Raw genomic sequence first — 14,580 nt, forward strand, 5'->3', positions numbered from 1 at the left:
ATGAAAATCAAGACTTCAATCCATCCTTCTTCCGTCGTGGAAGGAGGCGCTCAAATCGGCCAAGGTGTGCGCATAGGGCCGTTCTGCCATGTCAGCGCCGATGCCGTGATCGGCGACGGTGTCGAACTGGTCAGCCATGTCTCGGTGATGGGCGCGACCACTATCGGAGCGTCTACCAAGGTCTATCCGATGGCGACACTGGGTGCGCCGCCGCAGAACACCAAGCACAAGGGCGGCCGCACCACCCTGGTCATCGGCGCCAACTGCACCATCCGCGAAGGCGTGACCATGCATGTCGGCACCGACACCAGCCGGGGCGAAACGACGGTGGGCGACAACGGCAATTTCCTTGCTTACGCCCACATCGCCCATGATTGCGTTGTCGGCAAGAACGCCACCTTCGCCAATGGCGCTACGCTGGGGGGACACTGCGAGATCGGCGACAACGTCTATATCGGCGGCCTCAGCGCCGTGCATCAATTCGTGCGTGTTGGCGACAACGCCTTTCTTGGCGGGTGCTCGGCTTTTGTGGGTGACGTCATTCCCTATGCCATTGCCGTCGGCAACCGCGCCAGCTTGCGCGGCTTGAACATCATCGGCCTCAAGCGTGCCGGCCTGCCGCGTTCCGAAATCTATCTGCTGCGCAGCGCCTACAAGACGATCTTCGATCGCTCCCGCACCGTTGGAGAGAACATCGAGATCGCCAAGGCGGAGTTCGCCTCTTCCCCGACCGCCATGAAGATCATCGATTTCATCACCATTCGCGGCAAGCGGCACTATGCCGTGCCGTCGCTCAAGGGCGGTGATGGCGACGACACCGATGATGAAGACTGAGACGGCGGGAACTGCTCTTGATCTCCCGTCTGATGCCAAGGTCGGCATCATCGCCGGCGGCGGCAGCCTTCCGGTCGAAGTGGCGGCCGGCCTGGCAGAGGCCGGACATCCGCCCATCATCATCCTGGTCGACGGTCAGGCCGACCGTCAGTCCGACCTCACAATCTACGAGCATGAAAGCCTCGCGCTGGAAGACATCGGCTCGCTGGCTGCGTTGCTGAGGCGCCGGCGGATCACCCATCTGGTCCTTGCCGGCGAGATCAGGCGCAGGCCGCGGCTGGTCGACATGCGGCCGAGCCTTGGCTTGCTGGCGCTGATACCCTCGGTCGCCATGGCGCTTGCGCGCGGCGATGACGGGCTGTTGAAGATATTGACCCGCGGCCTGGAGGCGCGCGGCGTTAAAGTCGTCGGTGCGCATGAGGTCGTACCCCGGCTTGTCGCTGCCGAAGGGCCTCTGACCAAGGCAGTGCCGAGAAAGTCCGACTGGCGCGATATCGAGGCGGCACGCACGGCGGCAAAGGCCATCGGCGCGCTCGACATTGGTCAGGCGGCCATTGCCATCGGTGGCCGCGCCATCGCTTTGGAAGGCGTCGAGGGCACCCACGGACTGCTCGAGCGGACGCAGCAGCTGCGCGGCCATGGCAGACTTGCCGGCAAGACCCGCGGTGTACTGGTCAAATGCGCCAAGCCCGGCCAGGAGTTGCGTGCCGATCTGCCATCCATTGGCCCCCGTACGGTCGAGGCGGCACACGCCGCCGGGCTTGCCGGCATTGCCGTGGAAGCCGGCCATTCGCTGATTCTCGAAGGTCCCATCGTTCTCGCGCGCGCCAATGCGCTTGGCCTGTTCGTGTTCGGCCTGCCGGCCGCGGAGCCTGGCCATGGCAACTGAGAAGCCGCTGAAGATCGCCATCGTCGCCGGCGAAGAGTCCGGCGACTTGTTGGGCGCCGACATCGTGCAGGCGTTGAAACGAATGACCGGACGCGAGGTACGGCTCGTCGGCATTGGCGGACGGCATCTGCAGGCGCTTGGGCTGGTGCCGTTGTTCGATGGTGCCGAGATCGCTCTGATGGGTCTCAGCGCCATTCTGCGTGACCTGCCGCGCCTGATGCGGCGGATCAGCCAGACGGCGGGCGCGGTCGCTGCTGAAACCCCCGACTGCCTGATCACCATCGACAGCCCTGATTTCTCGCTGCGCGTCGCCAAAAAGGTCCGCGCCGCCGATCCGTCGATTCCGATCGTCCATTATGTCTGCCCAAGCGTCTGGGCGTGGCGACCGGGCAGGGCGCCGGCGATGAAGCCCTATGTCGACCACATATTGTGCATCCTGCCGTTCGAGGTGAAGGAGCTCAGCCGCCTCGGCGGCCCGCAGGGCACCTATGTCGGACATCGCCTTGCGCATGATCCGGGCGTACTCAGCGCTGCGAGAGCGCAAACCCAGCCGCGCGACCTCTCGGGAGATCGCATCAAGACGCTGCTCGTCTTGCCCGGTTCGCGGCGCGGTGAGGTGAGCCGGCTGATCGAACCGTTCGGCGAGACGGTCTCGATCCTGCGGCAGCGCGGACATCAACTGCGTCTGCTGTTGCCGACAGTGCCGCATGTCGCCGACTTGGTCAGGGCCTCGGTGGCGCGCTGGGACCAGGAGCCGGAAATCATTCTCGATCCCGAGCGCAAATGGCAGGCCTTCGGCAAGGCCGATGCCGCGCTGATCGCGTCTGGAACGGTGTCGCTGGAACTCGCGTTGTCGGGCGTGCCGACGATCTCGTGTTACCGGCTCGATCCGGTGATGCGCATGGTCCAGGGCCTGGTCAGGGTGTGGAGTGCCGCCTTGCCCAATCTCATCGCCGACCAGGCGATCGTGCCGGAGCACTACAACCAGTATGTGCGGCCACGCTATCTGGCGCGGCAGCTGGAGGCGCTGTTTTTGGACACCGCCTATCGTGCCTGGCAAAAGGACGGCTTTGCTGAAGTTGTCAGGCGCATGGCCACGGACAGGCCCTCAGGCGAGATCGCCGCGGAGGTGGTGATGGGGTGCATGAAGAAGGCAGTAGGCAGTAGGCAGTAGGCAGTAGGCAGTAGGCCTCTTATTCCCCACTCCCTACTCCCTACTCCCTACTCCCTATTCTATTCCCTACCTTTTCGCGATCGGCACGTAGTCGCGCTCCGGTGCACCGGTGTAGAGCTGGCGCGGGCGGCCGATCTTCTGGCGCGGATCCTCGATCATTTCCTTCCACTGCGCGATCCAGCCGACGGTGCGGGCGACAGCGAACAGCACGGTGAACATGGTGGTGGGGAAGCCCAGCGCCTTCAGCGTGATGCCGGAGTAGAAGTCGACGTTCGGGTAGAGCTTCTTCTCGATGAAGTAGGAATCGGTCAGCGCGATCTTTTCAAGCTCCATGGCGATGTCGAGCAGCGGATCGTCCTTGATGCCGAGTTCGCCCAGAACCTCATGCGCCGTCTTCTGCATGATCTTGGCGCGCGGATCGTAGTTCTTGTAGACGCGGTGGCCGAAGCCCATCAGCCGGAACGGATCGTCCTTGTCCTTGGCGCGGGCGATGAATTCCGGGATGTGATCGACATGGCCGATCTCGCCCAGCATGTTGAGCGCCGCTTCGTTGGCGCCGCCATGGGCCGGACCCCACAGGCAAGCGATGCCGGCGGCGATGCAGGCGAACGGGTTGGCGCCCGAAGAGCCGGCGAGGCGAACGGTCGAGGTCGAGGCGTTCTGCTCGTGATCGGCATGCAGGATGAAGATGCGCTCCATGGCGCGTGCCAGCACCGGGTTGATCTTGTATTCCTCGCACGGCACGGCGAAGCACATATGCAGGAAGTTGGCCGCGAAACCGAGATCGTTCTTCGGGTAAATGAAGGGCTGGCCGATGTGGTACTTGTAGGCCATGGCCGCGATCGTCGGCATCTTGGCGATCAGCCGCATGGAGGCGACCATGCGCTGGTACGGGTCGGAGATGTCGGTGGAATCGTGATAGAAGGCCGACAGCGCGCCGACCACACCGCACATCACCGCCATCGGGTGCGCATCGCGGCGGAAGCCGGTGAAGAAGCGCGACATCTGCTCGTGCACCATGGTGTGGCGCGTTACACGGTAATCGAAATCGTCCTTCTGCGCCTTGGTCGGCAGTTCGCCGTAGAGCAGGAGATAGCAGACTTCGAGGAAATCGCCGTGTTCGGCCAACTGGTCGATCGGATAGCCGCGGTGCAGGAGGATGCCGGCATCGCCATCGATGAAAGTGATCTCAGACTCGCAGCTCGCTGTGGAGGTGAAGCCCGGATCGTAGGTGAAGGCACCGGTGGTGCTGTAGAGCGAAGCGATGTCGATGACGTCGGGCCCGACGGAACCGCTTCGCACCTTGAACTCATGAGTCTTGCCGCCGAATTCCAGCTTTGCCGTGGCCTCTTGGGTCTTGCCGCCAAATTCCAGTTTTGTCGCAGCTTCGGTCATTGCAAACTCCTTCTCGTTTCCTCATGCCGGCAAAGGCAAATTTCTGCAGAGCGACACGTCGAAATCACCGCAATGCGCGTATTCGCCACCGCATTTCAGGAGGGTGCGTGCCAGATTGGGCCAGGGCCTAATGTTGCACTGCGAAACCCGCCTTTCAATGCCAATCTTCTTGGGCCAGTTTGCTCCTAATCGATTTGATCGGCTATGCGCGCCAGGCTCTCTTCGCGCCCCAGCACGGCAAGCACGTCGAACACGCCTGGCGAGGTGCTTTTGCCCGTCAGGGCGGCCCGCAGAGGCTGCGCCACGGCGCCAAGCTTGTGGCCACCGGCCAGCGCGTAGTCGCGGATCGCGGCCTCCGCGGCCGCGGCCGTCCAGTCGCCCGACAGCGCGTTCAAAGCTTCGTGAGCGCCGCGCAGGATCTTGCGGGCATCGTCGTTGAGCAGGAGTGCCGCCTTTTCGTCGATCGGCAGCGGCCGCGTGGCAAACAGGAAGGCGGCGCCGTCGACGAGCTCGACCAGCGTCTTGGCGCGCTCCTTCAAGCCGGGAAGCGCTGCCAGCAGTTGCGCCTTGTTGCGGTCGTCGAGGCGCGCGGCCATCGCCGGGCCACCCTCGAGGTAGGGCAAGGTGGCGATGAAGATGTCCAAAAGTTCGGCATCGGCCATGCGGCGCATATGGGCGCCGTTGATCGCCTCCAGCTTGGCGAAATCGAAACGGGCCGCGCCCTTGTTGACGTCGCCTATGTCGAACCAGGACACCATGTCCTTGATCGACATGATCTCGTCGTCGCCATGGCTCCAGCCCAGGCGCGCCAGGTAGTTGAGCAGCGCCTCTGGCAGGTAGCCCATGGCGCGGTAGGCTTCGACGCCAAGCGCGCCGTGCCGCTTCGACAGCTTGGCACCGTCGGCGCCATGGATCAGCGGGATGTGCGACATCGACGGCACATCCCAACCCATGGCGTTGTAGATCACGGTCTGGCGGGCGGCATTGGTCAGGTGGTCGTCGCCACGGATGATGTGGGTGATGCCCATGTCGTGGTCGTCAACGACGACGGCATGCATGTAGGTCGGGTTGCCGTCGGAGCGCAGGATGATGAAGTCGTCGAGATCCTTGTTGGGGAAGCGCACCTCGCCCTGCACGCGGTCGTGTACCACGGTCTCGCCCTCGGTCGGCGCCTTGACACGGATGGCGCCCTTGACGCCGGGCGGTGCCTCGGACGGATCACGATCGCGCCACTGGCCGTTGTAGCGCGGCGGCAGGCCCTTGGCGCGCGCCGCCTCGCGCATCGCCTCGAGCTCGGCGGGAGTCTCGTAGCTGTAATAGGCCTTGCCCAGGCGCACCAGCTCCTCGGCCACCTCGCGGTGGCGCGGCGCGCGCTCGAACTGCGAAACCGCCTCGCCATCCCAGCCCAGACCGAGCCAGGTGAGGCCGTCCAGGATCGCCGCCGTCGCCGCCTCGGTCGAACGCTCGCGATCGGTGTCCTCGATGCGCAGCAGCATCGTGCCGGCGGTGTGCTTTGCGTACAGCCAGTTGAACAGCGCCGTGCGCGCGCCGCCTATGTGCAGGTAGCCGGTGGGCGAGGGGGCAAAACGGGTGACGACCTTGTCGGACATGGAACTCTCGGGAAGCGTCTGGGGCGGGTGTGGGTGCGCGGACTTTCGCGCGTCGCGCGTTCATGTAGCATAGGGCGTCAGGGGTGCAAGGGGCAGACCCGATGGCTGGACGAAGCCGGGGCTCGGATCAGGGCGAGGACGCCATTGTTGGCGTCAGCGAGCGGTCCCTGTTTGCGATGCCGCTGCCGGCCTCGCTGCCGACGCAATCGCCTCTCGTGCCGGGTTCCGGCAACCAGCCCGCACCGGATATCCCCGCGCCAATTCCGTCGCCGGCCGGCAGGATCGTACGTGTGCGCCGGCAACTCGGCCGGCTGTCATTGCCGCGCCTGCGCAACGGCATCACTGCGGCGGCGGAGCTGGAGCTTGACCGCGGCATTGGCTTCCTGCTGGTGCCGGTTTGCCTTGCAATCGGCGCGATCGGCTATTTTTCCCTGGCAGCCGAACCGGACTTCGCCAGGCCTGTCGCGGTGGTGGCCCTCATGGGCTTCCTGGCGATTGTCTCGCGCTCGTGGCCGAAAACCCATCTGTTCCTGACGGCGGCATTGCTGTGCGCGCTTGGCTTGCTCGCCGCCAAGGTCGAGACGTGGCGCACGGGAACCCAGATGCTGGGCTCGGAAATCTCGACGCAACTGAGCGGCCGCGTCGTCTCGATCGATGAGATGGAGACCGGCCGCATCCGGCTTACCATCGACGTGACGTCGACCGCCCGGCCGAAACTGCGCTACGCGCCGGAAAGGGTCCGGCTTTCGACACGCAAGATACCGCCGGAAATGACCGCCGGCTCCCTTATTACCGGCTATGCCAAGCTGTTGCCGCCGACCGGTCCGGTGCGGCCGGACAGCTATGATTTCTCCTTCGACAGCTATTTCGCCGGCATCGGTGGCAGCGGGTTCTTTCTCGGCAATCCAAAAGTCGTTGCAGCCGACGACGCTGGCATGCCGCTGTCGGCCCGCCTTTCATCAGCGATAGAGAACGCCCGCGAAGCCATTGCCGACCATATCAGGGGCAGCGTCGGCGGCGCAGAAGGCGAGATCGCGGCGGCGTTGATCGTCGGCGTGCGCGCCGGCATCCCCGACGAAATCAACGAAGCGATGCGGCGCACCGGCATCTATCACATCATCTCCATTTCGGGACTGCACATGGCGCTGGTCGCCGGCACCATCATGGGACTGCTGCGCGGCGCCTTCGCGCTGTTCCCGGACTTTTCCGCGCGCCGGCCGGTGAAGAAATACGCGGCCGCGGCAGCACTTTTCTCGATCGCCGCCTATCTCGTCATCTCCGGCGTCGTCGTCGCCGCCGAGCGCAGCTTCATCATGCTGGCGGTGATGCTGATTGCCGTCCTGTTCGATCGCGCGGCGCTGACCATGCGCAATCTGGCGATCTCGGCGATCGCCGTCATCCTGGTCTCGCCGCATGAGGTGGTCGGCCCGAGCTTCCAGATGTCGTTCGCCGCGACCGCGGCCCTGGTTGGCGCCTATGCCGGCTGGGCGGATCACCGGGCGGGAAAGACCAGACCGCCGCCGCCGAAGCGCTCCTTGCCGGGTTTCCTGACGCGCAAATTCCTGCTGGCGACAGGCGGGCTGGCCATGACGTCGATCATCGCCGGCAGCGCCACGGCGCTGTTTGCCATCTGGCATTTCCAGCGGGTGTCGCCGCTCAGCCTGTTCGCCAATCTGGCCGTCATGCCGATCGTCTCACTCGTGATGTTCCTGGCCGTTGCCAGCGCGCTGCTGATGCCGTTCGGCCTGGACGCGCCATCCCTTTACCTGATGGGCAAGGGCCTGACCGCGATGATCGCCATTTCGGCGTGGATATCAGAACGCTCTCCGGTCGATGCGGTCGGGCTCATCTCACAGCAATCCGTTCTGCTGGTGGCAATTGCCCTGGTCATCGCGACGATGGCGACGACGTGGCTGCGGCTTGCAGCGCTTCCATTCGCGCTCGCCGGCTTGCTGGTGGTGTCCGACACGCGCACGCCGGATGTGCTGGTCTCGGAAGACGCGCGGCTGGTCGCGCTGCCGATCGGCGGTGGCGAACTCGCGGTCAGCCGGGCCCGGCCGAACGAATTCACCGTCGACAACTGGAAACGCGCGCTGAGATCCGAAACCATCATCCTGCCGGAGATGTTCGACAAGGCGGATGGACAATTCGATATTGCTGATGCCGTCAGCCTGCCGCCGGGAGCGCCGTTCTATTGCACCGACGGTGTCTGTCTCGCCAGGCACCCGTCCGGTGCGATCATAGCGCATGTCGAAGACCGCAAGGATACCTGGAAGGCCTGTGGCTTCGCCGACCTGATCATCGTCAATGACGCAACGGCCTACGACGCCTGCCACAATCCGCTGGTTCTCGTCGTCACCAAACGGCAGCTCGCCCGCAAGGGCAGCGCGGCCATCTTCTTCGACCGCCAATCGGCCACCGGTCCGCCAACCATCAGCTTCGCGGTGGACAGCCCGTATCGGCCCTGGCACGCGCAGCGAAAATTTTCGCGCGAGGCGAGGGGCCTGCAGCCCTATCGCAAACCTGACAAGCCAAGTGCCGTGCCGGCTCAGTAGCGCCTGATCAGCCCGACGAGCTTGCCCTGCACCTTGACCCTGTCCGGCCCGAAGATGCGCGTCTCGTAGGCCGGATTGGCGGCTTCAAGCGCAATCGAGGCACCCTTGCGGCGGAACCGCTTCAGGGTCGCTTCCTCCTCGTCGACCAGCGCCACGACGATCTCGCCCGGACTCGCCGTATCGGCGTTGCGGATAATGACCGTGTCGCCATCGAAGATGCCGGCCTCGATCATCGAGTCGCCCTTGACCTCCAGCGCATAGTGCTCGCCGCCCATGATCATGTCCGGCGGCACCGAGATGGTATGCGTCTGATGCTGGATGGCATCGATGGGCACACCGGCAGCGATGCGACCCATAACCGGGATGGACACCGCTGGTACCGCATCGTCGTCGTTGCCGGCAGCGGCAAAGCGCGACGGTGCCGGCTTGATCTGGCGGCCGAGGCTGCCCTGACCGAAACCGCCTTGGCCGAGACTTCCCTGGATGACACTTGGCGAGAATTTCTTCGCCGCGTTGAGGCCCGGCGCGATCGAATCGGGCAGCCGCAGCACTTCCAGCGCACGCGCTCGGTTGGGCAGCCGGCGAATGAAGCCGCGTTCCTCCAGCGCCGTGATCAAGCGATGGATCCCTGATTTGGAGGCGAGGTCGAGCGCCTCTTTCATCTCGTCGAAGGAGGGCGGAATACCGCTTTCCTTGAGCCGTTCATGAATGAACATCAAGAGTTCATGTTGCTTGCGTGTCAGCATGGCGGCCCCCAAGGCATCTGGACAAGGTTTTGATCCAGAATGGTTCTGATCCAGAATCGAAAAAACAAACCCAGAACAAACACTATCTGTTCCAGTTGTGTTCTGCAACCGTTTAAAGTTTAGTGAATTTGGTAAGAGGGCCGTAATCATTTGCAGAGCCGGACAGGCCGGAAATCGGGGATTTTCGCCCGTTGCCGCCCGTCGCCCGCATTGAAATGTCTTGGTTAATAGCCTGTGGCCTGTCTTGCGACATGGCTCGGCATCAGCCGACGGCAGAGCCCGGCGATGCCGATTTCCGCGCCTGCGATCGGCTTGCCTGCCGTGAACGAAACGAAATCAAAACGCCAACAATAGCTGTTCGGAAGCAGGTACCGATCGCGGGCTTCGGCAATCTCGCCAAGCGTCGGACGATGCGGAGGTGCCGAAATCATCCGGCAACCGCTTTCAAGCTGCCGGCGCGCCCGACGTCCTTGTTCGCGTCGCCGTCCTCGGTGTGGACATAGACGTGCAGCGTATAACCGATGTGGGCCGTCATCAGCGCTTTTGCCCGCTCGACGTCGCGGTCCAGGGCGGCTTCCATGATTGCGGTGTGGTGCTCGATCGCCATCGCCTCGCGCAGCGCGTCCATGGCCTCCTCGTAGCCAGCCTTGAGGCCGGCCGCGGCCCGCAATGTCGGCGCCAGCCCAAGAAAGCGATGGTGCCGGCGCAGCTGGTCCGAGATCGTCGAGCGAAACCGCAACAGCCAGCTGGACGTCGCCGCACTCAGCAGCGCCGCGTGAAAAGCCTCGTGGTTCTCGTCCCATTGGTCGACGGCGGCATCCGATGGGTCATCCACCGCGGTCTTGCAGCGGGCGAGCCGGTAGTGCGCGGTGACGACCGCGTCTTCCCACTGCCGGCCGCCTTTCTCCATCGATTCCTGGAAGAGCGGTATCTCGACGACCATCCTCGCGCGCGCCAGATCCTCAAGTTCGGCGCGGGACACGGGGGCGACCGCGAAGCCGCGATTGCTGATGGCGGTGACCAGGCGTTCGGCTTCGAGGCGCGACAACGCTTCGCGCAGCGGCGTCCAGCCAACTCCATAGGTGCCGCGCAAGGCGCTGAGCTTGAGCGGGGCACCCGGCATGAGACGGGTGGTGAGGATATCGCGCCGCAGAAGCTGGTAGGCGGCTTCCGTCTTGGTGGAGTTCTTCTGGTCCTGCATCGCGATCCATTCGTTCTCTGCCATTGGAGAAATTATATATGATGGTGAGTGATGGCAAGAGTTATATATAATGTTTGACATGCGCCGAGGGACTGACCATGATCGCTGGAGGTGCCCCGAAGGCGGCGCTGATCAAATCTGGGAGGAAATGATGTTGAAGTCGAAATCCGCATGGCTGTCGGGATTGGCCCTGGCAGGTGCATTGATGGTCAGCGCCGGCAGCGCCGCGGCCGATCAGATCCGTATCGGCATCGCCAATTTCGGCGAGCATCCGCAATTGAACGCCGCCATAGCCGGCTTCAAGAAGGCGCTGACGGACAATGGCTTCGTAGAGGGCAAGGACGTCGTCTACACGGAGAGCCATACCAATTTCGATGCATCGCTGGTGCCGCAGATGATCGCCAAGCTGCAGGCCGAGCAGCCCAAGCTGATCTACACCATCACCACGCCGGTCTCGCAGATCGCCAAGAAGGCACTCGCGGGCTCCGGCATTCCGATCGTCTTTGCCGCGGTCACCGATCCGGTGGCGGCCAAGCTGGTGCCGTCGTGGGACGCGGGAGATGAAGGTATGACCGGCGCCAGCGATCTGCAGGATGTCGCCGCGGTGATGGCCTTCACCAAGAAGCTGTTGCCGAACGCCAAGCGCTTCGGCGTGCCTTACAATCCAGGCGAGGCCAATGACGTTGCCCTCGTCGAAAAGATCAAGGCGGCGGCGCCCGCGGCCGGCTTCGAGGTCGTGGAGGTCGGCATCGACAACGTCAATGACATCCAGCAACGCATCGCCTCGCTCGCCGGCAAGGCCGACGTCATCTACGGCCCGGCTTCGAACCTGATCCAGCCGGCGATCGCCGCCGTCTCCGCGGCCGCTCGCCAGGCCGGCATCCCGGTCGTCAACTCCGACGACAGCGCGGTCCGCAACGGCACCGTACCGGCAAGTTTCGCGGTCAACTACACGCAGGTCGGCGTCAACGCCGGCAACATCGCCGCCGAGATCCTCAAGGGCAAGGATACGAAAACGATCGCGCCATCGCGCCCGGCCTACAAGGACCACATGCCGCAAATCTCCCGCAAGGCGATGGCTGCGTTCGGCATCGAGATACCGGCGTCGATGGCCGATTGCGGCTGCATCGTCGACTGATATCGGGACTGAGGGGGGGTGACGGCGGGGGCGCCGTCACCCGTCAGGTCAGGGAGGAACGATGCTCGAGATCCGATCCGCGCGCAAAGTATTCTACAGGGGCCAGGCCGACGAGAAGATCGCGCTGGACAGCCTCAGCCTGTCATTGGCGACTGGCGAGTTCGGCATCGTCATCGGCTCCAACGGAGCCGGCAAGAGCAGCATGCTCAACGCCATTTCCGGAGCGCTGATCCTCGATTCCGGCAAGATCCTGATCAATGGCGCCGATGTGACAAATATGCCGGTGCACAAGCGCGCCGCCAAATTGGCGCGGGTCTTCCAGGATCCGATGCGCGGCACCGCCGCCAGCATGACGGTGGCGGAGAACATGCTGCTTGCCGATCTGCGCAGCCAAAAGCGCACCTTGCGGCAAGGGTTGAACGCCACACGGCTCGCCTCCTACAAGGAGCGGCTGTCGATATTGGGCCTCGGCCTTGAAAATCGCCTCGACACGCGCGTCGACCTGCTCTCGGGCGGACAGAGGCAGTCCCTGTCGCTGATCATGGCGGTCGGCGGATCACCTGATTTATTACTGCTCGACGAACATACCGCGGCGCTCGACCCGCGTACGGCCGAGATCGTCATGCAGGCCACGGTGCGTGCCGTCAGCGCGCTGAAGCTGACCACGCTGATGGTCACCCACAACATGCAGCACGCCGTCGACTATGGCAGCCGGGTGATCATGCTCGACGCCGGCCGGGTCCTGCTGGAAGTCACCGGCGAGGAAAAGGCGAGGGTCACGGTTATCGATCTGATCGGCCATTTTTCCGTCAAAACCGACCGCATGCTGCTGGCGAGCTGATCCCCATGGGCTTTATTCAGGAAGTTCTCTCCAGCTTCATCGCGATCATGCCGGTCACCCTGGCGCAGAGCCTGATCCTGGCCTTTGTCGTGCTCGGCATCATGATCCCGTTTCGCATGTTGAATTTTCCCGATCTCACCAGCGAAGGCGCGTTTCCGCTGGGCGGCTGCGTCTGCGGCGTGCTTTTGGCTGCCGGAGCAGCGCCGGTGACCGGCATCCTGGTCGCATTCATCGTGGGTTTCGCGGCGGGCTGCTGCACCGCCTTCATCCATCTGCGCTTCCGTATCCACACGCTGCTTGCCGGTATCCTGATGATGACGATGCTCTACAGCATCAATCTTCGCATCATGGGGAAGTCCAATCTCTCCGTCTTCGGTTCGCCCGCGGTGTTCGACTGGGTACCGTTCGCGCGGCCGGGTTTTCCGGCCAGCAAGATCGTCGTTGCCGGTCTTCTGGCGCTCGTCGTCTTCGTGGCGCTCTACATGTTCTTCAGGACCGAGAAAGGGACCGCGGTGCGCGCCGTGGGCGCCAATCCTGATATGGCCGAGGCGCAAGGCATCAATGTCTGGGCGGCGACCATCGGCGGCGTCGGGCTGGCGAGCGCGTTTTCGGCGTCAAGCGGCGCGCTGATGGTGCAGTCGCAGGGTTTCGCCGACGTCAATATGGGGCTGGGCATCCTCATCAACGGATTGGCCGCGCTGATGATCGGCGAGGCGGTTGTCGGCAAGCAGACGGTCTGGCGCCAGCTGCTGGCGCCCTTTGCCGGCGCGATCATCTACTACCAACTGGTGTCGTTCTGCCTTGCCGCCGGCATGCCGCCTCCCGATTTGAAGCTTGCCACGGGCCTGTTCGTGCTCGCCATGCTTGCTTTGCCAAGCCTCAAGCGCGGCCGAGGCCCCGCGCCGGCTCGCGAAGCCATTCGTGAATAATCGAGGACATCACCAATCATGAACGCAACGCTCGACCTCAAGGCCGTCGAAGCCATGGATGCGGCGGATCCGCTACGCGCCATGCGCGACCGGTTCACATTGCCGGAGGGTGTGATCTACCTCGACGGCAATTCGCTGGGAGCAGCGGCGCCTGCGGTTTTCAACGAGCTGCAGAAGGCCGCGACGCAAGAGTGGGCGCAGGACCTCATTCGTGCTTGGAACACCGCGGGCTGGTTCGACATGCCGGTCGCGCTTGGCGACCAGCTCGGCCGCCTGATCGGCGCGGCGGCCGGCCAGACCGTGGTCTGCGACACGACCTCGATCAACATCTACAAGGTACTGCATGCCGCACTCGGGATGCGGCCGGACCGATCGGTCATCGTCGCAGAGGGCGACAGCTTTCCGACCGATCTTTATATGGCCGAAGGCGTCGCCTCGACTCGGCCGGGTACCGTGCTGCGGCTCGAAGGCGTCGATGCGCCTGATATCGAAGAGCTGATCGACGAGCGCGTCGCGGTCATCCTGGTCAACCACGTCAATTACAAATCCGGCCAGTTGCGTGACATGGCCGCGCTGACACGTAAGGCCCATCAAGCCGGCGCGCTGATCGTCTGGGATCTCTGCCACACCGCCGGCGCCTTGCCGGTCGAGCTCGACAGCGCCAATGCCGATTTCGCCATCGGCTGCACCTACAAATATCTCAATGGCGGTCCGGGCGCTCCGGCCTTCATCTATGCCGCAAAGCGTCATCACGGCGATGTCCACCAGCCGCTGAGCGGCTGGTGGGGCCATGCGCGGCCGTTTGCCTTCGAACAGGGTTTTGCCGCCGGCAGCGGCATCCGGCGCTTCCTGTGCGGCACGCAGCCCGTGCTTTCGATGCGGGCGCTGAAAGGGGCGCTGGATATCTGGGACGATGTCGACATGACAGCGGTGCGCACGAAGAGCATTGCGCTGACCGATCTTTTCATCCAGCTCGTCGAAGCAAGATGCGGTGCCTATGGCCTCGAACTGGAGAGCCCGCGGGACGGCAATCAGCGCGGCAGCCAGATTTCCTTCATGCATCCGCATGGCTACCAGGTGATGCGGGCCTTGATCGAGCGCGGCGTGATCGGAGACTTCCGCGCGCCGTCGACTATCCGCTTCGGCTTCACGCCGCTCTATGTCGGCTACAGAGACGTCTGGCAGGCGGTCGAAGTGCTGGAGGACATCTTGCGCTCTGAAGCTTGGAAAGATGCGCGATTTGCGGTCAAGACGGCGGTGACTTGAGA

At 63.9% G+C, this 14,580-nt stretch carries 12 protein-coding genes; 8 read left to right on the forward strand and 4 right to left on the reverse strand.

Features of this window, described 5'->3' with window-relative positions:
- From lpxA to lpxB, 3 genes are read left to right on the forward strand one after another with little or no spacing between them, the layout of a single operon-like run.
- Positions 1 to 834 (forward strand): acyl-ACP--UDP-N-acetylglucosamine O-acyltransferase, encoded by an 834-nt coding sequence (lpxA, locus tag X743_RS159780; protein ID WP_023764926.1) that lies wholly within the window; start codon positions 1 to 3, stop codon positions 832 to 834.
- On the forward strand, positions 821 to 1,723 hold the full coding sequence (lpxI, locus tag X743_RS159775; RefSeq protein ID WP_245264187.1) for a UDP-2,3-diacylglucosamine diphosphatase LpxI: 903 nt from the start codon (positions 821 to 823) through the stop codon (positions 1,721 to 1,723). Before lpxA ends, lpxI begins: the two co-directional genes overlap by 14 nt.
- Positions 1,713 to 2,897: a lipid-A-disaccharide synthase gene (lpxB, locus tag X743_RS159770; protein WP_023764928.1), complete on the forward strand. Its 1,185-nt coding sequence runs from the start codon at positions 1,713 to 1,715 to the stop codon at positions 2,895 to 2,897. Before lpxI ends, lpxB begins: the two co-directional genes overlap by 11 nt.
- A gap of 66 nt (positions 2,898 to 2,963) precedes the next feature.
- Here lpxB and gltA read toward each other — a convergent pair whose 3' ends face one another.
- Together gltA and gltX are read right to left on the reverse strand one after the other, a co-directional pair.
- Positions 2,964 to 4,292, reverse strand: coding sequence for a citrate synthase (gene gltA, locus X743_RS159765; protein ID WP_013895376.1), 1,329 nt, complete (start codon positions 4,290 to 4,292; stop codon positions 2,964 to 2,966).
- A 185-nt stretch (positions 4,293 to 4,477) separates the two neighbouring features.
- Positions 4,478 to 5,902 (reverse strand): glutamate--tRNA ligase, encoded by a 1,425-nt coding sequence (gene gltX, locus X743_RS159760; protein WP_023764929.1) that lies wholly within the window; start codon positions 5,900 to 5,902, stop codon positions 4,478 to 4,480.
- A gap of 101 nt (positions 5,903 to 6,003) precedes the next feature.
- Here gltX and X743_RS159755 point away from each other — a divergent pair, with 101 nt between their 5' ends.
- Complete coding sequence (locus X743_RS159755) at positions 6,004 to 8,457, forward strand: ComEC/Rec2 family competence protein (protein WP_023764930.1); 2,454 nt, start codon at positions 6,004 to 6,006, stop codon at positions 8,455 to 8,457.
- Here X743_RS159755 and lexA read toward each other — a convergent pair.
- Positions 8,451 to 9,203 carry a transcriptional repressor LexA gene (gene lexA / locus X743_RS159750; protein ID WP_023764931.1) on the reverse strand — a complete coding sequence of 251 codons (753 nt, stop codon included), beginning with the start codon at positions 9,201 to 9,203 and terminating at the stop codon, positions 8,451 to 8,453. The two genes, X743_RS159755 and lexA, sit on opposite strands and share 7 nt — an antisense overlap.
- A 427-nt stretch (positions 9,204 to 9,630) precedes the next feature.
- Complete coding sequence (locus tag X743_RS159740) at positions 9,631 to 10,404, reverse strand: GntR family transcriptional regulator (RefSeq protein WP_032922947.1); 774 nt, start codon at positions 10,402 to 10,404, stop codon at positions 9,631 to 9,633.
- A gap of 151 nt (positions 10,405 to 10,555) precedes the next feature.
- Between X743_RS159740 and X743_RS159735 the strand changes: the two genes are divergently transcribed.
- The 4 genes from X743_RS159735 to kynU all read left to right on the forward strand — a co-directional run bounded on the left by X743_RS159735 (position 10,556) and on the right by kynU (position 14,578).
- Positions 10,556 to 11,542 (forward strand): ABC transporter substrate-binding protein, encoded by a 987-nt coding sequence (locus tag X743_RS159735; protein ID WP_023764934.1) that lies wholly within the window; start codon positions 10,556 to 10,558, stop codon positions 11,540 to 11,542.
- Between the two features lie 61 nt (positions 11,543 to 11,603).
- Positions 11,604 to 12,383, forward strand: a complete 780-nt coding sequence (locus tag X743_RS159730) for an ABC transporter ATP-binding protein (RefSeq protein ID WP_023764935.1) — start codon at positions 11,604 to 11,606, stop codon at positions 12,381 to 12,383.
- Positions 12,384 to 12,388: 5 nt separating this feature from the next.
- Entirely contained in the window at positions 12,389 to 13,312 is a 924-nt protein-coding gene (locus X743_RS159725) for an ABC transporter permease (RefSeq protein WP_023764936.1), read from the forward strand.
- An 18-nt stretch (positions 13,313 to 13,330) separates the two neighbouring features.
- Entirely contained in the window at positions 13,331 to 14,578 is a 1,248-nt protein-coding gene (gene kynU, locus X743_RS159720) for a kynureninase (protein WP_023764937.1), read from the forward strand.
- Positions 14,579 to 14,580: the final 2 nt, after the last annotated feature.

This window comes from Mesorhizobium sp. LNHC232B00 (assembly GCF_000502435.1).
GTDB lineage: Bacteria > Pseudomonadota > Alphaproteobacteria > Rhizobiales > Rhizobiaceae > Mesorhizobium > Mesorhizobium opportunistum.